The organism is Micromonospora sp. NPDC047670 (assembly GCF_043204915.1).
In the GTDB taxonomy this organism is placed as follows: domain Bacteria; phylum Actinomycetota; class Actinomycetes; order Mycobacteriales; family Micromonosporaceae; genus Micromonospora.
This window is the reverse complement of the sequence record NZ_JBIDDA010000027.1, coordinates 1-21,509: the sequence shown is the minus strand read 5'-3', so window position 1 is coordinate 21,509 and position 21,509 is coordinate 1. Positions and strand designations below refer to the sequence as shown.

At 72.8% G+C, this 21,509-nt stretch carries 35 protein-coding genes; 2 read left to right on the top strand and 33 right to left on the bottom strand.

Going from position 1 to position 21,509, the window contains the following annotated elements; translation table 11 throughout:
* Positions 1-12: 12 nt before the first annotated feature.
* From ACGF7U_RS31410 to ACGF7U_RS31250, 33 genes are all read right to left on the bottom strand, one after another.
* A complete protein-coding gene (locus ACGF7U_RS31410; RefSeq protein ID WP_393112944.1) occupies positions 13-327 on the bottom strand; it encodes a hypothetical protein in 315 nt (104 codons plus the stop codon).
* Between the two features lie 6 nt (positions 328-333).
* Complete coding sequence (locus ACGF7U_RS31405; RefSeq protein ID WP_393112942.1) at positions 334-750, bottom strand: hypothetical protein; 417 nt, start codon at positions 748-750, stop codon at positions 334-336.
* A complete protein-coding gene (locus ACGF7U_RS31400) occupies positions 750-1,088 on the bottom strand; it encodes a hypothetical protein (RefSeq protein WP_393112940.1) in 339 nt (112 codons plus the stop codon). Before ACGF7U_RS31400 ends, ACGF7U_RS31405 begins: the two co-directional genes overlap by 1 nt.
* A gap of 15 nt (positions 1,089-1,103) precedes the next feature.
* A complete protein-coding gene (locus tag ACGF7U_RS31395) occupies positions 1,104-1,547 on the bottom strand; it encodes a hypothetical protein (RefSeq protein ID WP_393112938.1) in 444 nt (147 codons plus the stop codon).
* On the bottom strand, positions 1,544-2,539 hold the full coding sequence (locus ACGF7U_RS31390) for a hypothetical protein (RefSeq protein ID WP_393112936.1): 996 nt from the start codon (positions 2,537-2,539) through the stop codon (positions 1,544-1,546). Before ACGF7U_RS31390 ends, ACGF7U_RS31395 begins: the two co-directional genes overlap by 4 nt.
* Positions 2,539-2,817, bottom strand: coding sequence for a hypothetical protein (locus ACGF7U_RS31385; RefSeq protein ID WP_393112934.1), 279 nt, complete (start codon positions 2,815-2,817; stop codon positions 2,539-2,541). The genes ACGF7U_RS31390 and ACGF7U_RS31385 overlap by 1 nt, the downstream gene beginning before the upstream one ends.
* Positions 2,817-3,224 (bottom strand): hypothetical protein, encoded by a 408-nt coding sequence (locus tag ACGF7U_RS31380; RefSeq protein ID WP_393112932.1) that lies wholly within the window; start codon positions 3,222-3,224, stop codon positions 2,817-2,819. Before ACGF7U_RS31380 ends, ACGF7U_RS31385 begins: the two co-directional genes overlap by 1 nt.
* An 87-nt stretch (positions 3,225-3,311) precedes the next feature.
* Positions 3,312-6,095, bottom strand: a complete 2,784-nt coding sequence (locus ACGF7U_RS31375; protein ID WP_393112930.1) for a 2'-5' RNA ligase family protein — start codon at positions 6,093-6,095, stop codon at positions 3,312-3,314.
* Entirely contained in the window at positions 6,092-6,484 is a 393-nt protein-coding gene (locus ACGF7U_RS31370) for a hypothetical protein (protein WP_393112928.1), read from the bottom strand. The genes ACGF7U_RS31375 and ACGF7U_RS31370 overlap by 4 nt, the downstream gene beginning before the upstream one ends.
* Before the next feature lie 110 nt (positions 6,485-6,594).
* Positions 6,595-6,813 (bottom strand): hypothetical protein, encoded by a 219-nt coding sequence (locus ACGF7U_RS31365; protein WP_393112926.1) that lies wholly within the window; start codon positions 6,811-6,813, stop codon positions 6,595-6,597.
* Positions 6,810-9,089 carry a hypothetical protein gene (locus ACGF7U_RS31360; protein WP_393112924.1) on the bottom strand — a complete coding sequence of 760 codons (2,280 nt, stop codon included), beginning with the start codon at positions 9,087-9,089 and terminating at the stop codon, positions 6,810-6,812. Before ACGF7U_RS31360 ends, ACGF7U_RS31365 begins: the two co-directional genes overlap by 4 nt.
* A complete protein-coding gene (locus ACGF7U_RS31355; RefSeq protein WP_393112922.1) occupies positions 9,086-9,331 on the bottom strand; it encodes a hypothetical protein in 246 nt (81 codons plus the stop codon). Before ACGF7U_RS31355 ends, ACGF7U_RS31360 begins: the two co-directional genes overlap by 4 nt.
* A gap of 9 nt (positions 9,332-9,340) precedes the next feature.
* Positions 9,341-10,996 (bottom strand): hypothetical protein, encoded by a 1,656-nt coding sequence (locus tag ACGF7U_RS31350; RefSeq protein ID WP_393112920.1) that lies wholly within the window; start codon positions 10,994-10,996, stop codon positions 9,341-9,343.
* Positions 10,956-11,510, bottom strand: coding sequence for a helix-turn-helix domain-containing protein (locus ACGF7U_RS31345; RefSeq protein ID WP_393112918.1), 555 nt, complete (start codon positions 11,508-11,510; stop codon positions 10,956-10,958). Before ACGF7U_RS31345 ends, ACGF7U_RS31350 begins: the two co-directional genes overlap by 41 nt.
* Positions 11,511-11,643: 133 nt before the next feature.
* On the bottom strand, positions 11,644-11,931 hold the full coding sequence (locus ACGF7U_RS31340) for a hypothetical protein (protein ID WP_393112916.1): 288 nt from the start codon (positions 11,929-11,931) through the stop codon (positions 11,644-11,646).
* A 109-nt stretch (positions 11,932-12,040) separates the two neighbouring features.
* Positions 12,041-12,343, bottom strand: a complete 303-nt coding sequence (locus ACGF7U_RS31335; RefSeq protein WP_393112914.1) for a hypothetical protein — start codon at positions 12,341-12,343, stop codon at positions 12,041-12,043.
* The gene (locus ACGF7U_RS31330; protein WP_393112912.1) at positions 12,340-13,215 is read right to left on the bottom strand and encodes a hypothetical protein; all 876 of its coding nucleotides are present in this window, start codon (positions 13,213-13,215) and stop codon (positions 12,340-12,342) included. Before ACGF7U_RS31330 ends, ACGF7U_RS31335 begins: the two co-directional genes overlap by 4 nt.
* A 2-nt stretch (positions 13,216-13,217) precedes the next feature.
* Complete coding sequence (locus ACGF7U_RS31325) at positions 13,218-13,406, bottom strand: hypothetical protein (protein ID WP_393112910.1); 189 nt, start codon at positions 13,404-13,406, stop codon at positions 13,218-13,220.
* Entirely contained in the window at positions 13,399-14,520 is a 1,122-nt protein-coding gene (locus ACGF7U_RS31320; RefSeq protein WP_393112908.1) for a hypothetical protein, read from the bottom strand. The genes ACGF7U_RS31325 and ACGF7U_RS31320 overlap by 8 nt, the downstream gene beginning before the upstream one ends.
* A gap of 121 nt (positions 14,521-14,641) precedes the next feature.
* Complete coding sequence (locus tag ACGF7U_RS31315; RefSeq protein ID WP_393112906.1) at positions 14,642-14,983, bottom strand: hypothetical protein; 342 nt, start codon at positions 14,981-14,983, stop codon at positions 14,642-14,644.
* Between the two features lie 44 nt (positions 14,984-15,027).
* Complete coding sequence (locus ACGF7U_RS31310; RefSeq protein ID WP_393112904.1) at positions 15,028-15,216, bottom strand: hypothetical protein; 189 nt, start codon at positions 15,214-15,216, stop codon at positions 15,028-15,030.
* 36 nt (positions 15,217-15,252) lie between these two features.
* Positions 15,253-15,441, bottom strand: coding sequence for a hypothetical protein (locus ACGF7U_RS31305; RefSeq protein ID WP_393112902.1), 189 nt, complete (start codon positions 15,439-15,441; stop codon positions 15,253-15,255).
* Complete coding sequence (locus ACGF7U_RS31300) at positions 15,438-15,731, bottom strand: WhiB family transcriptional regulator (protein WP_393112900.1); 294 nt, start codon at positions 15,729-15,731, stop codon at positions 15,438-15,440. Before ACGF7U_RS31300 ends, ACGF7U_RS31305 begins: the two co-directional genes overlap by 4 nt.
* On the bottom strand, positions 15,728-16,024 hold the full coding sequence (locus ACGF7U_RS31295; protein ID WP_393112898.1) for a hypothetical protein: 297 nt from the start codon (positions 16,022-16,024) through the stop codon (positions 15,728-15,730). The genes ACGF7U_RS31300 and ACGF7U_RS31295 overlap by 4 nt, the downstream gene beginning before the upstream one ends.
* 3 nt (positions 16,025-16,027) lie before the next feature.
* Positions 16,028-16,264 (bottom strand): hypothetical protein, encoded by a 237-nt coding sequence (locus ACGF7U_RS31290; RefSeq protein WP_393112896.1) that lies wholly within the window; start codon positions 16,262-16,264, stop codon positions 16,028-16,030.
* Positions 16,261-16,503, bottom strand: coding sequence for a hypothetical protein (locus tag ACGF7U_RS31285; protein ID WP_393112894.1), 243 nt, complete (start codon positions 16,501-16,503; stop codon positions 16,261-16,263). Before ACGF7U_RS31285 ends, ACGF7U_RS31290 begins: the two co-directional genes overlap by 4 nt.
* Positions 16,500-16,811, bottom strand: a complete 312-nt coding sequence (locus ACGF7U_RS31280; protein WP_393112892.1) for a hypothetical protein — start codon at positions 16,809-16,811, stop codon at positions 16,500-16,502. The genes ACGF7U_RS31285 and ACGF7U_RS31280 overlap by 4 nt, the downstream gene beginning before the upstream one ends.
* Positions 16,808-17,050, bottom strand: a complete 243-nt coding sequence (locus ACGF7U_RS31275; protein WP_393112890.1) for a hypothetical protein — start codon at positions 17,048-17,050, stop codon at positions 16,808-16,810. The genes ACGF7U_RS31280 and ACGF7U_RS31275 overlap by 4 nt, the downstream gene beginning before the upstream one ends.
* Positions 17,037-17,399, bottom strand: coding sequence for a hypothetical protein (locus ACGF7U_RS31270; RefSeq protein WP_393112888.1), 363 nt, complete (start codon positions 17,397-17,399; stop codon positions 17,037-17,039). The genes ACGF7U_RS31275 and ACGF7U_RS31270 overlap by 14 nt, the downstream gene beginning before the upstream one ends.
* The gene (locus ACGF7U_RS31265) at positions 17,396-18,565 is read right to left on the bottom strand and encodes a hypothetical protein (RefSeq protein WP_393112886.1); all 1,170 of its coding nucleotides are present in this window, start codon (positions 18,563-18,565) and stop codon (positions 17,396-17,398) included. The genes ACGF7U_RS31270 and ACGF7U_RS31265 overlap by 4 nt, the downstream gene beginning before the upstream one ends.
* A gap of 86 nt (positions 18,566-18,651) precedes the next feature.
* Complete coding sequence (locus tag ACGF7U_RS31260) at positions 18,652-18,915, bottom strand: hypothetical protein (protein WP_393112884.1); 264 nt, start codon at positions 18,913-18,915, stop codon at positions 18,652-18,654.
* Positions 18,912-19,169 carry a hypothetical protein gene (locus ACGF7U_RS31255; protein WP_393112882.1) on the bottom strand — a complete coding sequence of 86 codons (258 nt, stop codon included), beginning with the start codon at positions 19,167-19,169 and terminating at the stop codon, positions 18,912-18,914. The genes ACGF7U_RS31260 and ACGF7U_RS31255 overlap by 4 nt, the downstream gene beginning before the upstream one ends.
* Positions 19,166-19,417 carry a hypothetical protein gene (locus ACGF7U_RS31250; protein WP_393112880.1) on the bottom strand — a complete coding sequence of 84 codons (252 nt, stop codon included), beginning with the start codon at positions 19,415-19,417 and terminating at the stop codon, positions 19,166-19,168. The genes ACGF7U_RS31255 and ACGF7U_RS31250 overlap by 4 nt, the downstream gene beginning before the upstream one ends.
* 307 nt (positions 19,418-19,724) lie before the next feature.
* On the opposite strand from ACGF7U_RS31250, the gene ACGF7U_RS31245 reads away from it, so the two are divergent.
* On the top strand, positions 19,725-20,201 hold the full coding sequence (locus tag ACGF7U_RS31245) for a hypothetical protein (RefSeq protein WP_393112878.1): 477 nt from the start codon (positions 19,725-19,727) through the stop codon (positions 20,199-20,201).
* Positions 20,202-20,271: 70 nt separating this feature from the next.
* On the top strand, positions 20,272-21,459 hold the full coding sequence (locus ACGF7U_RS31240) for a tyrosine-type recombinase/integrase (protein WP_393112876.1): 1,188 nt from the start codon (positions 20,272-20,274) through the stop codon (positions 21,457-21,459).
* Positions 21,460-21,509 lie beyond the last annotated feature (50 nt).

Genomic DNA, 21,509 nt, shown 5'->3' with positions numbered 1-21,509 from the left:
CTCTCCTTCGATTCACAGGAACACGTAGCGGTCCAGCGCGTCGGCCATGAAGCGCCGCGCTGGCAGGTCCTTGGTGCCGCCGTCCTGAAACGACATGTAGAAATGATCTTGGTCCCATGCGACGTCAGTGTGCGGGCCGCCCGGGCCGGTGCCCGGCCAGGCGTCGATCGACGCCGCGCCCTCGCCGGTACGCCGCGGCGCCAAACTCCGGGCCACCGCGGCGACGCCCCGCCCGGCCTCCCGGGTCGCCTCCGATGCCTCGGCGCTCTCGGCCAGAAGCTGCACTTCGGCCGGGTCGACCCAGACCCGGACCAGCTCGACCGGCACCGCTGGCTACTCGCCGTCGCCCGGCGGCCGGACCCCGTGCTCCCAGCCGTTGCGGGCCACGTTGCCGACCGGCACCCGGTCGCCGGGCAGATGCGCCCGCGCCCCGCCAGCGAGGTACAGCGCCTCGGTGGCGATGACGTACCCGGCGCCGGGCAGCTGCGCGGCCGCGGCCGCGCGGGCGGCGTCCAGGGCGGCCTGCGCGTCGACCACCCGCCGCTGCGCCTGGTCGTGCTCGTCGACGTCCCCGGCCGGCTCGTCGACGCCGTCGGCCGGCGAGGCCTGCGTGGTGAGGACCGCCGGTCCGGCGTGCGGGTGCTCCAGCACGCAGTCCGGGTGCGTGCAGCCCGGCTCGGTGGCCACCGGCCCCTGCGGGACCTCGTCGACGGCCGCAGCCTCGGCCGCGGGGGGCTTCTGCCGCGCCATCACGCACCCACCTTCCACGCGCCGAAGGACAGCCCGACGTGCGTGGAGTACGTCAGGGTGACCAGGCCGGCGGCATCGCCGAACACGTCGGCCGGCCACGGGCCCCGCACCGCGTACCCGCCGGCCGGGACGACGATTTCCAGGTCCGCGATCGCCAGTCCGCGCACGGTGCCCGGCGTCGCCACGGTCACGGTGATCGGCGCGCCGGACGTGTTCTCCATGTACAGCCACACGTCGCGGCCGGCGGTGAACTTGTCCCCGCCGGCGCTGGCCGCGTTCGGGGACAGGTCGGTTACGTTCGCCGCGCGGCCGATCACCCCCACACCTACTGTCGCCACAAGATCCTCCTTGGATCAGTCGAGGTAGTACTGGCAGGTGGCCTGGTAGGCCACGATGCTGGTCACGGCGTCGTCGTCGGCGGCGTAGTCCGCGGTGCCGCCGGACATCTGCAGGTACGTGTAGCCGCCGGCCAGCTCCGGCTGATCAGCCAGCAGCGTCTCGACGACCTCCCCGATCTCCAGGCACCGGGCGTCGGTGTCGGCGACGTCGGCGCCGGGACGGCTCACCCGGATGTAGAGGCCGATGGTGGCGGTCTCCAGCCAGAGTTCGCCGCGGCCGTCGTGGCCGGCCGAGGCGCGCGTCCAGCGCACGCCGCCCCCGTAGAGGCACTCCCGCTCGGCGGTGCGGGCGGGCCAGGCGTAGGCCACCTGCAGCCCGGCCAGCGGCAGACCCGGCTCGGTCTGGGTGGCCAGGCGGTGGAACAGGGCCCGCTTGCACAGCAGCGCCTCGGTCCTCACCGGCGGCCGCCGTGATACAGCGAGTGCCACTGCGGGTCGAAGTCCAGCGTCCGGCTCGCCGGCGCGGGCCCGCCGCCGGACCCGCTGTCGGACACCCGGCGGGAGTACCGGGCGTACGCGGCGTCGACCTCAGGGATGCCGGTCTGGTACTTGTCGGGCAGGGACAGGCGGTAGGTGCCCATGTCCTGGATCGTGAAGCTGACCGCGCGGTCGGGGACCTGCCGCTTGTCGAAGTTCAGCCGGTCCCGGAAGCGGGTGAGCGCGGCGCGTACCAGGTCGGCCGGGGCGGCGTCGGCACCGTACTCATACTCGACGACCACGTTGCCGTCGCCGGCGGTCCACGCCGTCCCGTCGGTGCGCCGCAGCGTCCCGCCCGGCCGCATCGCCAGGGCGGCCAGCTGCTCGCCGGTCAGCGGCACGGCCGGCTGCCCGTAGCGGGGCGCGATCGACGCCGCGCGGATGCTGCGCACGCCCCGCATGAGCACGCCGCCGCGCCACTCGTCGCCGCCGGTGGGCAGGATCAGGTCGGTGCTGCCGCTGCCGTCGAGGACCACGCGCCGGTACCGGGGCACCCACGCCTGGTCGCAGATCCACTCGCATTCCTGCTCGACCTCGGTGCGGGCCCGTGCCAGGTCGGCGGTCGGGTACTTCGTGGTGTCCCGCAGCGACGGGTCCGAGGCGCGGCCCTGCCGCAGGCTGAACAGGAACCCCCCGACGATCTCGACCTGGTCGCGCTCGACGACGACGGCGCCGCTAACCGTGCCGGACCAGGCGACGTCGAGCAGGGTCAGCGAGGCCTGCGCCGGCATCGGGTAGGTGTACGCGCCGGAGTCCGGGTCGCGGGTCGCGGCGCCGGTGAACGCGACCAGGCCGTCCGGTCCGGTGGCGGTCACCGTCACCTCGCCGGCGTCGACCGCGTCCTCGCCGACGCCCTCGAAGATGTGCGTCAGGGTCGCCGCGGCGGTGCGGGCGACCCGGGTCAGCGTGCCCATCAGCCGATCCGGACCGATCCCTCGACCGTGCCGGAGACGACCTCGACGTACACGCCGCGGGCGGCCCGCAGCCCGCCGTCGCCGTACCAGGCGCTGACCGACGCGCCAGCTGGCACGGCGACGGTGTCCAGCAGGGTGCCCGACGCGGCGGAGTCGTGGTCCCAGATCCGCACCGTCGCCGCGGCGGTGGCGCTGATGCTGTACCCGCGGTAGACGGCGGGGCCGGCGGCGATGACCTGCCCTGCCCCGGTCAGCGCCACCGGCGTCGCGCCGACCATCATCGGATCCGCAGCTTGATCTGCACCAGGCCGGCCGGGACGGCCAGGCCGGTGCCGGTGTGCGTGAAGTGGGCGGTCAGCACGTCTCCCGCGGCCGGCATCAGGGTCTCGTTCGAGCCCGCTTGCGCCAGTACCTCCGGGACGTTGGCCATGCCGTTGCCCGCGTTGTACGCCCGCGAGGCGATCGCGATGTTGCCGGCGCCGGCCTGCCGGTTGCGGACGGTCAGGGTCGCGTAGTTGGAGGCGTTGGCGGCCATCGCCGCGCTGGGGATCCACAGGATCTCGGTGATCAGGGCGGCGAACGGCAGCCGGATGATCGGTACCTCCACCGCGGTGCCGGCGGCGGTCGGCGGAACGGTGACGCCGTAGGTGATGTCACCGCGCAGCTCGTCGAACTTGACGGTCATGGTCGTGCGCTCCTCGGGCTCGGCGTGGAAGGTGGCCAGGGGTGAGACCGCGCCGGAGCCCGGTGGTCGGGGCCCCGGCGCGGCGGGTCAGGCGTTGGCGCCGCGGTAGAAGCCGCGGTGGTCCAGCGGGGTGCCGCTGTAGACGTGGCGGATCTTGTACGTGTACTTGTCCGCGTTGAACATCGACCCGGTATTCGCGTCGGCCTGCGTGAACAGCTCCGGCTCCTGGCGACCCTGGTAGAAGCCGACCTCCAGCAGCGGGCACATGTTCGGGTCCGCCGCGAGGAACCAGTCGTTGGTGTCGGTCCAGTAGTCCAGGACCTCGAAGTCCATCCCCCGGTGCAGGTTCGGCACCGTGGCGTCGGACGTGCCGGTGACCGCGACCGCGCTGGTGGTGAGCTGGAAGGCGACCTCCTCCAGTTCGGCCGGCACCACGATCAGCTTGGGCGTCAGGGACAGGATGTTGTTGGTGTCGCCATAGGCGGCCTGCTTGCGCATCTTCCGCCGGCCCACGCCCAGGCCGGTGCTGTTGAGCACCGCCGGGTTGTCGGTGTTGGCGTGGCTGGCGTGGAACAGCGCGGTGCTGTCGTAGGTGCAGACCACGTTGGTGATCAGCGTGTCCCAGACGAACCGGTACAGGGTGATGGCGGCGGCCAGGCCCAGCAGCCGGGGGATGTTGCGGATGGCGCCGATGTCGTCGTTGGCGATCATCTCGATCGTCAGGTCGTCGGTGCCACCCCGCTTGATCACCCGGTAGACCGCCTCTTCGTCCCCGGGCGAGGGCAGCGGCTGGTAGGGGGCGCCCTCGGGCACCACCGGCAGGGTGCCGTACCCGCCGATGCGGGTGCGCTTCTGCTCGCGGAAGTCGCTGACCGGCACCACGTCCGACACGACCTTGCGCCAGCTCTGCAGCGACGGCTGCGAGTACAGCTTGATCATGCGGCGGGTGATCGAGTCGCCCAGCGCCTGCGCCCAGCTCGTCGACGTCATCGACTCGCTGCCGCGCACCGCGCTGTCGAATCCGGCGCCGAAGCACTCGCGGAGGATCTTGCGGTTGATGTCCTCGCCCCAGGCCTGCGGCCGGTAGCCGGTGACGTCGAGGTACGCCTCCTTGAAGCTGCGGTACCCCTTGGAGTAGTCGCCGTCGAAGAACGCGTCCAGCGCGGCCGCCTTCTTCTCCTGGGATTCCTTGGTCACCTGCACCGGGCCGACGGTGGCCGCGCCGACCAGGCCAGCGCGCTCGACGACGGCCAGGCCCGCCTTGATCGAAGCCACCTGCGCGTCGACGACGCTTTCGGTGATCTGGTCGGGCAGCGCGGCGGTGACCGACTCGACCACCGCGATCGGCAGGCCAGCGGCCTCGACCTTGTGGCGGATCATCAGCTGGCCGAGGAACGATGTCTTCGACTGGCCGGCCTCCACCGCCCGCTGCACGCTTTCCGTGGCGCCCGCCGTGGTGGCCTGGGCAGCGGTCGCGCCGGCGTCCGCAGTGCCGGCTGCGCCGCTGGTCGCCGTAGTGGCGGCCTGGTCGCCGCCGTTGGTGCCGGCCCGGGCCAGGCCGGCGGCAGCGAGCTGCTCCGGGCTGGCGTCCTTGAGCGCGGCGAGCACGGCGTCCGTGCTCAGTGGTGCGGTCACGGTCTCCTCCTTCGTGGTGTGTCCGGAGGGCTCCGTGCCCGCCCGGTCGGTGATGTCGGTGGTGCCGCCGGCGACCATGCGGGTCGCCATGCCGCCAGCGGCGGGATCGGCGACCAGGTCGGCGGAGAGCACCCGCACGATCGCTGTGGCCTCCTCCACCCGCTGGCCGCCCTCGGTGATCGGCTTCCACGTGGCCAGCACGTCGTGGCTGATGCCGACCAGGGGCCGCAGGCCGGCCTCCTGGGACGCCAGAGCGGCGTCCAGGGCCTCGGCGGCGTGCGTGGCGCTGGGCAGCAGGTGCAGGTCGGCGTAGAGGCCGTCCGCCTCGGCCGCCACGTTGCGGTACGAACCGACCAGGCCGGCGATCGTCGACGTGCGCAGCTCGTCCTCGGTGCGGTGGTGGTCGTAGGCCTGCGCGCCCTCGTACAGCGGCGCTGCGGCCGCCAGGATCGGCTGCGGGTACCGGCGCCGGTTCTTGCTTTCGCCGGCGGCGATGATGCGGACGCGGAAGATGCGGCCGCCGGCTGCGTCGGTGCCCTTGGCCTCGACCACCCGGCCGGGCACCCGGTCCGGGTGGGTGCTCTCGCTCACTGCTGTCTCCGTCCTCAAGTTCGCCGCCGCGCCAGCGAGCGGCACCGCCGTCCAGACCGGCCCGTGGGTCCACGTGACGGCGTCGAACCGGACCGAGGTGGGCGGCACCGGGTCCGGGGTCGGCTCGTCGGGCCCGGTGAGGTAGGTCAGGGTCAGGTGCGGCGTGTAGCCGCGCTCGCCGGCGACGGGCAGGCCTGCGGCGGCCAGCTGCTGCACCAGGTCCTGACGCAGCTCGGCCAGGCCGGGCACGTCCACCGGCGCCCACACAGGCACGCCGTCGTCACCGGGTGGGAACTGGCCGAGGCCGCCGAGCTGGCCGGCCAGCGGCGGGTGCGCGGCCGCCACCGCCGCGGTGATGTCGGCGACCTGGGCGCGCTGGGCGTCGGTCAGCTCCTTGCCGAGATAGACCAGGGTGACGTGCAGCTCGCCGGCCGGCAGGCCGCCGGGCACGGCGAGCTGCTCGGCGACGTCGTCGGGCAGGTCGAGGCAGACCATGCAGGACCCGACCGACACGGTCGTGGTCGCCTCGGTAACCCGCCGCGGCGGTGGCTGCGGCTCGGCCTGGCTGACCTCCCGGACGCGGGCCGGCTCGTCCGGCGGTGCCCCGTCCGGGCCGGCCGGCGCCGCGTCGTCGACGTCGGTCATGCCTTGGTCAGGCGCTCCAGCGCCTCGACCAGCGTGCTGCGCGGCTTCTCCCGGTCGTTCTCGGCGTCCAGGGCGGCCTGGGCGCGCTGCGGGTCGCCGCCGACCCACTGGAGCACGACGTCGAGGCTGCCGTCGGGGACCTGGTCGCCGTCCGGACCCGGGCGGCTGGTCTGCTCCGCCGGCGTGCCCGGTCCGGCGGGCGTGGCCGGCGGGGTCGGCGGGGCCGGGGCGTCGGCGCGGTCGTCGACGAGCCGCCCGCGGTCGTCGACGAGCGTGCGCTGACCGTCGTGGGTGGTGACGGCGTACCTGCCGTCGACGCGGTCGACGGCGAGGATCTCGCGGACCTTCATGCCCAGCGCCTGGGCGGCCTGCTCACGAGACAGGGACATGGCTCCTCCGCAACGGGTGAGGTGGGTGACGGGCCCTGTTCGGGCCAGGACGCACGAACGCCCCCCGGCGGTGCCGGGAGGCGTTCGGTGAAAAGAGAGGGCGGGTGGGGCTACCTGTCGACGCCCATGATCCGATCGGCGCGGCGGACGAACTCCTCGGTCGCCGCGGCGTCGGCGTCGACGTCGACGTGGTGCTGGTTGTAGTCGCTGTCCTGCGGCCGGTTGTCCGGGTCGAACGGCGTGGACTTCTCGTGCCGGTCGGCCCATTCGCGGTGCAGGTCGCCGAGGGCGACCAGACGGCGGCGGCGTTCGGGATCCATGGCGGTCACAGCGGCTTCACCCCGTTCCATGCGGATCCCAACAGCGTAGCCTTGCCGATCCACATGTCGTCGCGGCCAGCGCCGGGCCACCACCCCAGCATCGCGATCTCGTACGCGCTGGGGTAGTCGGCCGTCCCGAACGTGCTGCTGCGTGCCCGCTCCAGCAGCTCGTCGGCGGCCGCGATCTGCTCGTCGACGCGGTCGGCGGGGACGTTCAGCAGGCCCCGCTCGGCCCGGCCGACGAAGTCCTCCAGCCGGCCGATGATCCGGGTCGCGTCAGTCTGGCTCTTGAAGTCGTAACCCGCCTTCGCCCACGCGTACCCGCCCACGTCGATGTTCGCCTTCAGCTCGATGTGGGTTACTCCGGCCTGCCGGTACCAGCGCTCCAGGTGGGCGTTCAGGGCGCGGGCGAAACCGCCGCCCTGCACGTCCTTGTCCAGCTTGAGGTAGCCGTGCACGGCGTACGGGCCGTCCTCGCCGTCGACGATGGCCCGTAGCAGCTGTCCGACCTGGTTGCCGTTGTCGTCGAGGATGTCGGCGTTGGCCATCACCAGCGTCAGGCCGTCGAAGTTCTCCGGGTCGGCGCTGTTGGTGCGGACGGTCAGGCCGGCGTAGGTGCCGTCGAGCACCGACGCCCACTCCCGGGTCAGCCGGTTGCGGTCACCGGACGCGCCGGTACGCAGCAGGTGCCGGGCGGGCGGTCGAGGCTTGAAGGCATCGCCAGTGCCGGGCCGGTCGCGGCGGCGCGGCAGCGTCGGCGGATCGGGCCCGCCGGGATCCCCGCCGGGGGTGTGACTCCACCGGCCGTGCTTGTCGCGCGGCTGGTGCGGGTCAAAGCCCTTCCCGCCGGCGGCGTCGCGCTGCTCCCGCTGGGCGTCGTCGACGGCCTGGGCGACGTCGTCCGGGTTGGCGTCCGGGGAGTCCAGGTCCGCCGTGTACGGCACGCCCATGTAGTCCTCCCACGCCTTGCGGGCGGCGATGCGCGCCGCCTCTGGGGAGAGCGCCCCGGCCTTGACCATCTTCTCCAGGCCCGTGCTCAGGTTGAGCAGGATCTTGGCGGTGAACTCGGCGTCGGAGGCGCTGATCGATGGGCCGGTGACGGTGACGGTCTGCGCGGCCGGGATCTGCCACTGCCGGCCGGTGCGCGGGTCCTGCGCGGTCACCAGCTGCGGCAGCCGCCGGGCCCGCACCGCCTGGTCGACGACGTAACGCAGCAGCTCGGTCTGGTAGCCCAGCCACAGCTTCTGCACGCCGCCGACCCGCCGGCGCACCGGCTCGGCCATCGTCAGCGACGTGGCCCGGTTCGCGCCGTCGGGCTCGGCCAGCCACGTCTTAGCCAGCCCCGCGCCGCCGGCGATCAGGGTCAGCACGTTCTTCCCGGCGATCGAGTCCTCCTCCGCGCGGGTCTCCGCGGTCTTGGGCTCCCACTTGACCTTGTCGTTGTGGACCTCCACCGCCCCGGACGGCGGGGTGTGCATCCCGCCCCGGGCGGCCACGAACTCGTTGACGGCGTTCTGGTCGCCCTCCACGGTCACGTCCCACACCAGGTAGCGGGCCAGCGCGGTGCGGTCGATCAGGTTGGAGATCACCTGGTCGTAGGAGTCCAGGTGGTCCAGGATCGGCGCGAGGAACGGCTCGCCGCGCAGGTCATCGATCAGCGCCATCCAGGACCGCCACCACATGACCTTGCCCTCGCGCAGGCCGGTCAGGTCGTTAACGGCGGCCACCGACAGCGCCAGTCCGCCCGTGCCGCTGTCGCCGAACACCAGCTCGGCCGGCCACAGCGGGTTCCCGCCGGCGAGGCGCACGTCGGTGATCTGGCTGATCGGCGTTGGGCAGATCCGGGTGACGCCGGACAGCTCGCCGACGAGCAGCTGCAGCGCGGTCTCGCCCATCAGCATGTGGTCGCGCAGCAGCCGCTCCTGCAGTGCGCCCAGCTGCACCCGGGGGTCGCTCCAGAACTCGTCGACGATCGCGGCGACCTGCGGGTTGGTCGCCTGGTAAGACACGCCGGAGTCGCCGACGCAGAACGAGGTGTACGTGTCCACGATGGCCCGGGCCATCGGGTTGACCCGGTACGCGGCCACCGAGTAGGTCCGGGCCTTCTCCAGGGTCCACCACGGCACCTCCCGGTGCCCGCCGGTGCCGGCCCGCCGCCACCCGCGCTCGCCGTCGACGCCGTCACCGCTGTACGCGGCGCCGGCCGCGCCGGTCGCGATCACCTGCTGCGGGGTCGCCTCCACCACCCGCCCGCTACCTAGGGCGGGAAAGATCCACGACTTCACGCCGACCCAACCTCACGGGTCGACGCCGCGCCGGCCTCGGCGGGCCGGGTCGACGCCTGCGCGTGGGTGTGGGCCACCCACGCCAGCACGACCGCGATCACCGAGCCGAGCAGCACCGACCACCACCAGTCGCCGGCCAGCGCGCCGACGGCAACGACCAGGCCGAGCAGCCCGGCCACGCCGAGCAGGTTGGACACCAGCATCGGGGCCTGCACGCTCGGGATGCTCACCGTGATACGCATCGAGCCTCCTCAGATCGACAGTCGCCCCGTGGGGCGGTAGACGTCGCCGTCCGGCGGCGGGGTGCTGGGCGCGGCCGCCACGGCCACCTGCGCCGGCGTGGCCAGGTCCTGGAAGCGCAGCAGCGCGGCGAGGGCCAGGGATGCGGCAACCAGCGGGGAGATGTCCGCCGAGGCGATCTTGCGGGCCCACGCCCACAGGCCGTCGCCGAGCGGCCGGCTCGCCGCGCCGTCGATCGCGACCGTGAGCTCCGCCTGGTCGAGGTGCACGAGCTGGCCCTGCCGGACGATGTCGGTGAAGTCGCCGCACGCGGCTCCGTACTGGGGGACTGTGGGGATCCACAGGTGGCCCCGCTGCCAGTCCTCCTTGCGCTCCTTCATCCGCGGGATGCCCGCGCGGTCCATCGGCAGGACCAGCGTGGCCGCCGGTGACTTCTCATCGAGGACCCAGGCGACCGGCCGCAGCTTCTCGTGTAGCTCGACGATCCGGTCCCGCAGCCAGCCGGTGCCCTCGCCGTAGTCGAGCACCGCGATCCGGGGCAGGCCGTACGGGTCGAAGCCGGCGGCGACGATCACGGCGTGGTCGCGCTTCGGGGTGATGTCGATCGCGATCGCGACGACGTCGCCGCCCACCCTCTCCTTGTCGCCGAGCAGCTCCCACTCCTCCGGGGTGGGCACGTTCGGGTCGCGGTCGACCTCGCCGTCCTCGCGGGCGATGTTCAGGTATGCGCGGTCGAACTCGGCCAGGTCGGCGGCCATCGCCTCCAGCTCGGCGAACACCGCGTCCTCGGTGATCGTGTGCCGCCACTCGGTCGAGCAGCGGCAGACGCCGCGCACGGGTGCCGGGCACAGCGCCGGCATGCAGGTACGCCACACGGCCGGGTCGGTGCGGTCCATGCCCGGTAGCGCGCACCAGTCGAAGAACGCGATCTTGCTCTGCCGGCCCTGCTCGACAGCGGCGCGACCCCGGGCGCGCATCGCGTTGAATGGCACGGACTTGCTGGTGCCGGCGGTGCTGAGTCTCCACTTTTGGGCGTTGAGGCGGGTGATCATCGCCGGGCCGGTGGCCTGGTCGAGGCGGTAGTCAACCTGCGCGAAGTATTCGTCGAGCAGGGCCAGGTCGAGGACCTTGCCGTGGCCGGACTGCTCCTTGTTCGTGGTCAGGGTGTGGATCGACCGGGTCTTGGTCCACAGGATCGCCTCGCGGCCGTTGGCTTTGCGGACGCGGTACTTGCCGGCGAAGGCCTTGGCCGACTCCAGGATCGGCAGGTGCTCGTCTTCCCACTTCTCGCGGGCGGCGGTGCCGGTCTGGGCGCCGTAGAGGATCCGCTGACGCGGCCAGGCGTTGCCGCGGTGCACGCCGATGGACAGCACGGTGGTGGTCTTGCCCGACTGCCGGGGCACCGTCAGGTCCACGCCGCGGTACGCCAGCAGCCCGGTGTCGAGGTCGATCTCCAGCCCGATGTCCGCGGTGTACCGCTGCCAGGGCATGTACGGCGTGCCGAGCGCCTTGGCGCACTTCGCCGCCTTCCCGCCGAGGGTGGGCCGGTCGAAGTTGCGGCGGGTGCCCCACCGGGGCAGGCAGGTCAGCCCGTAGACCTCCCGGACCCGGTCGGCGTACTCCTGGTCAATCGGGGGAGCCGAGATCGTCAAGGTCGTCCTCGTCATCCGGATCCGGAACGGTGCGCCGCCCGGCCAGGATCTGCTCCACCGCCGAGCGCAGCTCCCGCGTCAGCCGCGGCAGCTCCTTGACCCCCTCGCCGTGCAGTCCGTCGATCTCGGCGGCCAGCCGGATCGCCGTCTTCGTCAGGGTCTCCTCCAGCGGCCCCAGCTCGCCGAGCTTGCCGACGTCGCCGCGGACGGTGGCCTCCAGTTGGCCGGCCTCGCCGCCGCAGCTCGGGCACACCGGCGCTTCCACCTGGCCCTCGCCGATCAGCACCGCCGCCTGGTCGCCGAGCAGCTCCAGCGGAGTTACCTCGAGCGCGCCGGCGAGCGCGAGCAGCTCTTCGAGCGTCAGGCCGCGGCGGCCGCGCTCGAGGAAGCCGACCACGTTGGCGGTCATCGACTCCGGCGCGCCGTACTCCCGGGCCCGCTCGGCGAGTTCGTCGCGGCCGAGGCCGGCGCGCTCGCGCAGATCCCGGATCCGATCGCGTATCACCGCGTTGATCGCGGACCCGATCACGGGCGTCCGATCTTGCGTCACCTTGACCATTTCCGCAGGTCACGCCCCTTCGGGGAGAGAAAAAGGGGGCTGGCACTCCTGGGGTCTCCCGGGCGCCGTCGCCACGGACTTCACCCCCCGGGGGGCCTCGTGGTCACCACTCGCGGGTCATCCGCGGCCGCCCGTTCACCCGGTCGCCCTTGATCTGGTTGCACCGCTGTCCACACGTCGGGCACGGGCACGACGTGCCGTGCGCGGGCTTGTGGTAGCGGCGGTCGTCGGGGTCCAGGCCCAGCGCCAGCAGCAGGCTGCGCGGCGGGTCGTGGTCCAGCTCGTACGCGCCGTCGTGACCGCACAGCCAGCACCTGGTGCTCGCGTTGTGCAGGGCCTGCTTGGCCGCCCGGTGCCGTCTGCCCTTGCGCCCCGCTGACCGGGCCACCATGAACTATCAGCCACCTACACGTACGCCCCGCGCGATGGTGGGGCGGTCGGCCGCGCCATGGGCAGACTCCAGGCGCTGCACACATGGTGATATGCCACCGCTGATCTTGTCAAACACCTGTTCGGGTCACCCCGCCTCGTATCCCCTCCGACGTCTTGGCCTCGGCGTTGAGCAGCTGCTCGCCGACGTATCCGTACACGCCTGCCCGTCGCACGGGCGGGTCGACGTGAGGGAACCCGTCCGGGTGCGACTGGCAGCGCGGGCAGTCCTCGGGAGCCGCGCCGGCGACATGGCCGGCGCGGCGCGACCGCAGCACCCACTGGTTGATCAGCTTCCGGTCCACGCGCAGCTGCGCCACGGCGTAGGCGGTCGTCCACCACTGGACGCCGTCGACCACCACCACGCCCCTCATGCCCGCCGCCGATCCGGCCAGCCGCCGTGCCCGGCAGCCGTGGCGCCCACGCGAGGCCGCGGTGTGCCCTGCTCGGTGAGCCGCTGCGCGATCGCCACGGCGGTGGCCAGCCCGTGCGGGCCGTCGAGCTCGGAACGCGTCCACACGTGCGCCAGGCCCTGGCGGCGGTCATGGCGCAGGCACCCGCACCCGGCGCCTACGCAGAGGCAGGACCGGCGCACGCAGCGGACCGTCCACCGGCTCTTGTCGCGGCCCTCGTGATGCAGCTGCAGGGATCGGTGCCGGCACGCCGGGCAGCGGTGGGCGAGGGGCTGCACCGCCTCGGCGACCACGCCGGCGGCGGCGCGGGCGGTGTCGCCGGCGGTGGTGAGGACGCGGTGGATGTGGGCGAGCAGGTGGGCGTCGCGGCGCTCGTGCAGCTCGTCGACGACGCCGGCGCGCCACACCTCGCCGGCGGCCGTGGCCACCCATGGCCGGCCGGGCCCTCCGACGGTGAGCCAGTCCAGGACGTCGACGACGGCTTCGGTGACGGTGGCGCGACGGCCGACGTAGGAGCTGCCCTGGTAGGCGGCTACCCGGTGCGCCAGGCCGGCGATCGTGCGGTGCACGACGGCCTGGGCGTCGACGACGTCGAGGCGGGCGGCGGCGGCCGACGGCGCAAGGGCGGTCATGCCGCGGGCCAGGTTCCAGCTTCGGTACGCGCGGTCGCTGCGGCCACGGGCCTCCAGGATCTCGGCCTGTTGCTCGTCGACGGCCCGGCCGGGCCGCCGCTCCGGACCGGGGACCACGAGCAGCGCCAGCCACGCCCACGACTCGCGTAGCCGCTCGACGGCCGCGTGCACCTCGGCCACTCCAGATGCGAGCTCTCCCACGGTCACACCGCCCCGCCGAAGCCGGACGGCAGCGAGCCGGACCGCTCGCCCGCCTCCCGGTGCAGCTCTTGCGCCTTGGCCGCCACGACGTCGAGCGGAGCGTGAGACTCGACGGCCACGGAGATGCCCGGGCTGGAGATGGTGACCTTGCTGGGACTGGGCTTGTCGTGGGCCTGCGTGGGGTCAGCCATGGTGGTCCTCGTGTTCGGTGGTGCGGGCATCGGGGTGCGGGTCGGGGCGTGGCTGAGCGGGCACGGCTCCTGGGGGCCAGACGTAGTCAGGTTCAGGTGGGGCTGGTCGGGAGCGCCGGTGGTAGATGTCGGGGTGCTCTGGGCTGCGGGCTGGTTGGTTCGACCAGGGGGTGCGGGGGGCTGGTGGCGAGGTGGGTGGGGGTGCTGTCGGCTCGGGTGCCCCGCCCCGACCCAGCCCGGACCCTTCCGGCCGTTGATTGGTCATCGGGTTGGGGGTGATCAGTGCTGGTGTTGGGTGCACTGGTGGCGTTGATTCGTCGTTCTGATCGCGTTGTGGATCGGTGATTCGGTCATCGGTCCGTTCGGTGGCCGGTTTTTGATCGTGATCGTGTTTCGGCGCCGATTCGTCGGTGATCGGTGCGTGATCGGCAGGCAGGTCGCGCAGCACCTGATCGCGGGCGCGTAGCCGCGCGGCTTGCTCCGGGGTGGGCACGGGCAGCAGCGTCATGTCGGCTTCGTGGGGCAGGCGGTGACCCTTGTGTTCGTTGCACCGCTTGCAGGACAGGACGAAGTTCGCGGCGTCCGGGCCGGCCGGCTGGTCGGGGTCGACGTGGTCGTAGTGGATCCGCTTGCGCGGGTCCTTGGCCCGGCCAGACTTCGGCGACAGCGGCCCGGAGCCGCAGTAGCGGCAGCAGCCGCCGTCGCGGGTGTAGACCAGGGCCTTGAGTCGGGCGTCGCGTAGGTCGGCCTTCTGCGCCCGGTTGCGGTTGTACTCCCGCCGGCTCGGGTTGCGCTTGGAGAAGCCGTGGATCCGGTAGGTGTAGCCGGGGATCCAGTGCTCGCCGAGGCAGTCGCACTCGTCGCCCTGGCGGTGCAGCAGCGGCGGCAGTTCCAGCACGCTGGTGGCCAGGATCGCCAGCAGCTTGGGCCGGTTGCGGCACTGCTGCAACGCCATCCGCTCGGTCAGGTAGCCGTCCGACATCACTTGCGCCGAGGTGCTCTTCAGCCGGCAGTACGCCGCCTGGAGCTGGTCGACCAGGTCCGCGGACCCGCCCGCCATGACCTCCCACACCGGGTCCACCGCGAACGTGTCGGACTCCAACCAGTACGGCACGCCCTACCGCCCCACACTAGTGATCAACATCTATGGTTCTCCCGGTACGGCGAAGCGCGGCCACCGTTCGTGGTGGCCGCGCGAGGCGTTGAGCGAAGGGCTGGGGCGGCAGAGTCGGCCGCTACGCCGGCGGGGGCGGCGCCGAGACGGGCGCCGCGGCGGCCGGGTCGTCGACAGCGGCGGCCTCGGCCTGGGCGCGGGCCTCGGCGAGGACCTTCCGGCCGAGCGCGGTGAGCCGGTAGGGGCGCACGCCGTACTGCCTCGGCTCGCCGTCGTCGAGTTCCACCAGGTCGGCTCGCTTCAGCGGCCGCAGCCGCTGCGTAGCGCGGCGGTACTGCGGCACCGGCCGATCCCCCGGTTCCCGCTCGAAGTCCGGCCTCGTGAAGCGGGGGTCCATGTGGACGCGGCCGTCGTCGACGGCGGCGAGCAGGGCCACCTGGTCGACGTCCAGGGCGATTCTCATGTCGGGTGTCTCTCCTGTTCGTACGTGCGGACGGTCGAGGTCGGTCAGGCCGCCGTGGTGCTCTGGCCGCCGTCGAGCACCACCAGGTGCTGGCGGCGGACCGTCGAGCGGGTCAGTGGCACGGCCCGGTCGGCGAGGGCCTTCTCCACCGGGTGCGGTGGCGCGGGCGGTGGCAGCGGCGGCGCGCCGTACCGCTCCAGCAGCAGCTCGGCGAGCAGCTGCTCGCGGGTCAAGCGCGCGGTCCCGCTCGTGGGCGCGTCCACGGCCGCTCACCCCGGCCCGCCCGCGCGGCTCATGGCGCAGGCGGCACAGTCGCGGCGCTGGTAGCGGTACGGCTTGCGGGAGCGGGTCTCGGTGTATGTGACGCCGCACAGGTGCGGGTACGGCCCGTCGACCGGCACGGGCCGGCCCAGCACGGCGCCGGCGACGATCCAGAGCCGGGACGCCACGGCGGTCATGGCGTCACCAGTGCGCGCGGCCGGGTGCGGCGCAGGTGCCGGCGCTGTTCCTTGGTGGTGCCGGCCCAGATGCCGTACAGGTCCTCGGTCTGGGCCAGGGCCCATTGCCGGCACCGCCGGTAGTACGGACAAGGGCGGCAGTAGCGATCCTCGGCCAAGGCGGCCGCGAGCTCGTGACTGCTGCCCTCGGGGAAGAACACTTCCGGGTCGGCGTCCGCGCACGCCGCCTCGATGTCCGGATCGAGGAAGTCCGGGCCGGCGCTGCGGATGCCGATACCACGCACGCTCACGTTGCCGGCACCTCGGGGGTGCCTCTGAGGGCGGGTGTGCAAGCGGGGCAGCGGGAGCCGGGCAGGCCGTACACGGGCCGGTAGCAGCCGACGCAGGACACGTATTCGTAGCCGGCCGGTCGGGACGGCTGCGTGTGCTCGGCCGGTGCGGGCGGGGCCTCGCCGGCGAGGGCCGCGTCGACGAGGGCGCGGCCGCGGCGGGCGCGGGCGGCGGCCTCGGTCGAGGTGCGAGGCTCGCGGGCGGCCAGGTCGGCCTCCCACGGGCGGCGCCGTCGCGGGGCGGGACGGGGCACGGGCTACTCCTCTCCGTCGTCGTGTTCGCCGAGGATCGCGGCGTCACGGGCCCGGGCCGCCGCAGCGACGGCCGGTGAGATGCGGCTCGTCGGCGCGGGCGGCGGGGTGTGGTTGGCGTCGCCGGGCTCGCCGACGCGCAGGCAGGTGCGGCAGGTGGCGCGGCCGCGGTGGTCGGGGCCGATGTCGGGGTCCGGGTCCCAGCGGGGGCAGATGCGCCGGCCGGGCGTACGGGCGGTCATCGGGGGCCGTCCTCGCTCAGGTCCTCGGCCGCGTCGACGTCGTCGAGGAGGCCGGGTCCCGTCTGGGCGGCCGCCCGGGGGCCGAGCCCGGGCAGGGCGACCAGGGCCCGTTGGGCGCGGGCCGCCGCGCGGCGCTTGCGCCAGCAGCCCTCGCCGATACGACGGGCCCGCGACACGGCCGTCTTGACCGGGGTCTTGCAGTCCAGACACAGCACCTCGGTCGGGTTGTCGGTGGTCATGGCAGATCCCGGCCAGCCGCTGCGGCGGTGGAGCCGCGTCCGGCGTCGACGGCGACGGCCACCACGTGGCGGCCAGCCCGGGTCGCTGCGGCGAACTCGGCCGACCGGGCGGCGATGTGCGCGGCGAAGCGCGGGTTCACCAGCGGCCGGCCCGTGCCCGCCGGCGTCGCGGGCGGGGCGGGCCGGTGGACCACCGCGACCACCCGCACCACGTGGTCGTGCCGGTCGGTGCGCAGCAGCAGCACGATCCAGGCGAGCAGCACGGCGCAGATGGCGGCGAGCAGCACGGCGGCGAGGGTGGCGGTCACCGGCGCCTCCGGTCGAGGCTTGGCCACCGCCGCCGGCGCGGGGCGGTGGCGTGGAACGCCTGCCACACCTCGTCCATGACCGGCAGCTCCTGGGTGATCTCACCGTCGCCGGCGGCCGGCCCGTCCGCCGGCGGCGCCGGCAGACGGGTCAGCCACCACACGGTGACGGCGAGAGCGAGCACCACCGCGGCGAGCAGCAGGGTGATCACGTCCTGCGCGTCGAGGTCACGCACGAGCACCCACCGCCTCCGGCGGCCGCGCCGTGGTGGCCGGGTTGGGCAGCACCCGCCACAGGTCGAGGGTGACCAGCACGATCTGCGGGTCGGTGTCCGGGACGCAGCGGATCATCACGTGCTCGTGGCCGTTGCAGCCCTCCACCACCCAGCCGCTGGCGCCCCGGAACAGCTCGTCGACGCGGATGCTGCGCGGCTCGCGCTGGCTGGCGGGCAGGGACGGCTCCATCCACTCCTCACGCCCGTGCAGCGGGTCGCGGCGGTGCTGCCAGCCGGTGCCGGCGAGCCGGTCCCGGACGACGGACAGCATCGACAGCGACGGCGGCCGGACCGCACGCAGGACGGGGGCGGTCACCGCGCACCGTCCGGGCCAGCGTCGGCGCCGGCCGCGGCCGGGGTGACGGACTGGCGGCCCACCGCCGGCCCGGGGCGCGGGTGGGGGGCGGAGACCTCCACCTCCACCGCCGGGGTGTGCTCGGTGCCGCCGTAGCGCCACACCGCCCGGGTCCCGTAGCCGTCCTCGGTGACGGTGGTGTCGGTGGCGGCGGCGAAGCGGCGGACGGCCTCCGGGGAGTCGACGCCGCCGGAGACGTGGAGGACGTAGCGGGGCAGCGGGAAGTGCTCGTCCTGCTCGGCCAGGTCGGCCAGCTGGCGCAGGGCGTCGATCTGCTGGGCGCGGTGCGCGCGGGCCCGGGCGCGGGCGGCGGCCTCGTCGACCACGTCCTTGTCGACGAGCTCGATCAGCTCGCCGACGTCGTACTCCCGGTAGAGGGGGCCCGCGAACAGGACGCCCACGAACGTCTTGCCGCCGTCGTCGGACGGCTCGACGTGCCGCACCTCCCACCCGGGGAACTCCGTGTCACCCGTGGCCACGAACATGCCCTGCCGCAGTTGCTCGGCGGGGATCCCGCGCTCCTCGATGGCGGTGCCGTCCGGGTCGGCGATGTGACCGTCGAGCATCGCGACGGCCTCGGCGATCGTGTCGAACCCGTCGAACGTCACGCCGCACGCGCACACCGCGCTGCACTCGCCGGGCGCACCACCCGAACCGGCGACGTGGCGGTGCTCCTGCGGAACCTCGGCCGGCACGGACTCCAGGGCCCGCACGCCGAGCGGAGTCAGCGCGTAGGGGGCCGCCGCGTCGACCACCGCAGCGGGAGCCGCCTCGCGGCACGCCGCGCAGTCGTCGGGCTGCGGCTCGACGTGCAGCGGGCAGCCGCCGGCGGCCGGCCACTCGTCCCGGCGCAGCCGAACCAGACCGAGCCGCTGCACGCCGGCCTCCTCGGCGGAGGCGAACTGCCCGGCGATCAGATCCCTGAAGTGGTACTCCACGAACAGGCGCGTCGGGTCGTGCTCGCCGTAGACGGCCACGTACCGGCTTGCCAGGTCGCAGTCCGGCCGGAACGTGAACCACCACGTGCGGGACTCGTCGGCCAGCCCGACCTGCGTGTCGGTGGTGGGCGGCACGCTCGGCGGTCCGACGTGCATCGGCTCCGTCGGGAGCTGTAGTTTGGTCGTCATCTCCTCGTCCTTTCACCGGGTACGGGTGGGATGCGGGGTCACGGCCAGGTCAGAGCGGCCGTGACCCCTTCCTCTTGCGGTCGCGATCAGCGCGCCGCCGAGGCCAGCGCGCGGCGGGCCTTGTGCTCGATGCGGCGACGCTGGCGGGCAGTCCGGCGCGAGCCGGTCTGGGTGCGGTACCGGTCCTCGCGCTGCTCGCGCGACAGCGGCGACGCCGAGGTGCCCTCGGCACCGGCGCTCCAGGCCGCCGCCTCCCGGCGGGTGCGCTCGGCCAGGTGCTCGCCGCGGATGGGCAGGTTGAGGGTGATCCCGGGTCCGGACGGGGGTCCGCCGGTGTCAGGTCCGGTCATGCTGCGGCTCCTCTGGGTTGGCCGACTTCGGCTCGCTTCGCGGCGACCTCGTCGGGGGTGGGGACATGTGCTGGCTTCACCGCGCGGCTGGCCAGGATCTCGGCAGCGTCTTCGTGGGTGAAGCGGATCTCGTTGGCGATGCGGTGGTGCGGGAAAATCCGGGCGGAGACGCCTTTGCGGAGCCAGTCCTCACCGGTTTTCCACAGCGCGGCGAGCTCGGCGAAGGTGAACACCTCCAGGTCGTGGCTACTCATGCCGCGACCTCGGTGTCCTCCGGCGCAGCCCACCTGAAGAACTGGTCGAAGGACACCGCGAGGCCGACCCTGGCGAGCTTTTCCGCGTTCAGGTCGAACGCGGCCAGGGCGTTCGCCATCAGGGCCTCGCTGACCACTCCCCCGTCGAGCGCCCGGTCGATCGTCTTGCCCTCCATGCCCAGCAGCCGACCGGCTGCTGGGCCCTTGTCCCGGCCCACCAGGGTGAGCAGTGCGAGCCGGAAGGGCACCGGCTTGACGTAGCAATGGTGACGCGTTTCCGGTATCGCCAAGTGATTCCGTAAACGTGTTTCCGCTTTCACGTTGAGGGACGTTACTCCGGAACCACGTTGCCGACAACTCACCCGTTCGGACGACTGATCCGGTAACGCGTTTCCGGTTACCGTGTCCTACATGGGGCAACGAGGACTGACGTCGCGGCAGGCCGCACGGGCGCAGAGACGCCGACTAGCAGGCAAGATCGATCTGCTTGAACCGCGCACCGTGCAGCGCGGCTGGCAGCTACGCAAGGAAACGCGTTCCCGTTACGATCACGTCGTGGCAACGGGCGAGGTCGACCGGCAGGCTTGGGCGGAGGTAATCCGCGAGCTCCTCGCCGAGGAAACCCGGGCCCACGGGAAGAGCCACGGCTCTAAGACACGGTTCGCGACCAAGGTCGGCGTAAGCGTGCGCACCGTCGACACCTGGCTGCGCAAGGACGTCGACGTCAAGGAGGCCAGCGTCCGCGCCGTCGCCGAGGCATACGAACTCGACCTGATGGAGCTGCTGATCCGCGTCGGTTTCTACGCGCTCCAGCAGATGCCATATCAGCCGACCGAGGAAGAGATCGACGAGGAGCAGCGGCAGGTCCTGGAGTCGGACCTGGACGACGAGATCAAGGCGGAGATCCTCCAGCAGTTGGAGGAGATGCGTGCCGCCGATGAGCGGCTGATCGTGGAGCAGCGCGAGCGCGATAAGCAGCGCCGGATGCGGGAGCTGACCTACCGCATCGAGCAGGCGCGCCGCAGCGCGTAACTCCCCAACTCTCCACCCACCTCGCCGTCGGCTCGGCCGCGGCTCACCCACCCATGCCCAGGGGACATCCATGTGGATCGAGAAGAACGGCCGTACCTATCGAATCCGCGAGCTGCTCGCTGGCGAGAAGATCACCCTTGCCAGCGGGTACGAGACGAAGAGCGCCGCCCAAAACGCCATGACGATCATGAAGGCCGACGCACTACGCGGCGACGCCTTGGTGCCGCGCGGCGGCGAACTGACCCTCGCCGAGTGGATAGCCACCTGGTGGCCGGCCTACAAGCGCGCGCTCAAGGCCACCAGCCAGGGCACCATCGAGGGCGTCATCAACCGGTACATCGTGTCGATGCTCGGCCACCACCGCCTCGGCGAGCTGGCCGATCAGCCACTCATCGTTCAGCGGTGGACGAACGACCTACTCGACGGGCGGACCAAGGTCCGCAAGCCGCGGCCGCTGGCGAACAAGACGGTGCGGAACGCCCACGGTCAGCTGTACGTCATCCTCGGCGCCGCGATCACGCACAAGTACATCCGCCACAACCCGTGCGAGCACACGCTGCTGCCGGAGGAGGACGACGACCGGGACGAGATGCTGTTCCTGACGCCGGAGGAAGCCGACGGGCTTATCGAGGTGGTGCCGGAGCACTGGCGCCCCCTGATCCTGGTGTTCCTGGCGACCGGCCTGCGTTGGTCCGAGGCGATGGGGCTACGGAAGCGGGACATCGACCTGGTGCGCAACCGGCTGCACGTCCGGCTGCAGACGGTCGAGGTTGGCGGCCGGCCGGTCGACCAGACGCCGAAGACGAAGCGCGGTAAGCGCCACGTGTCGTTCCAGAAGGACATCGCCGAGGTGCTGCGCCCCCTGGTCGACGGCAAGAAGCCGGACGACCGCGTGTTCGTCGGCCCGCAGGGCGGCCTGATCCGGCGCAAGGAGTTCTACGAGATCTGGTGGTTGGCACGGGAGGCCGCCGGACTGTCGGGGCTGCGGCTGCACGACCTGAGGCACACGCACGTCGCCTGGCTGATCGCGGCCAACGTGCCGTTGTCGGCGATCAGCCGGCGGCTCGGGCACAAGGACGTGGGGTTCACCGATCAGCGGTACGGTCATCTCCTGCCGGAGGTCGACGAGGGTGTGGTGGCGGCGGTGGAGGCTGCGATGAGCAAGATCGACTTTAGGGGAACGGTAGGGGAATCCACCCCCGCCACACCCCCGTCAGCCCCCGCCATCCCCGCCGGAACCCCTGGTCAGCGGGGGTGACGACGCCCTGACCTGAGGCGATAAACAAGTTCGAATCTCGTATCCTCCGC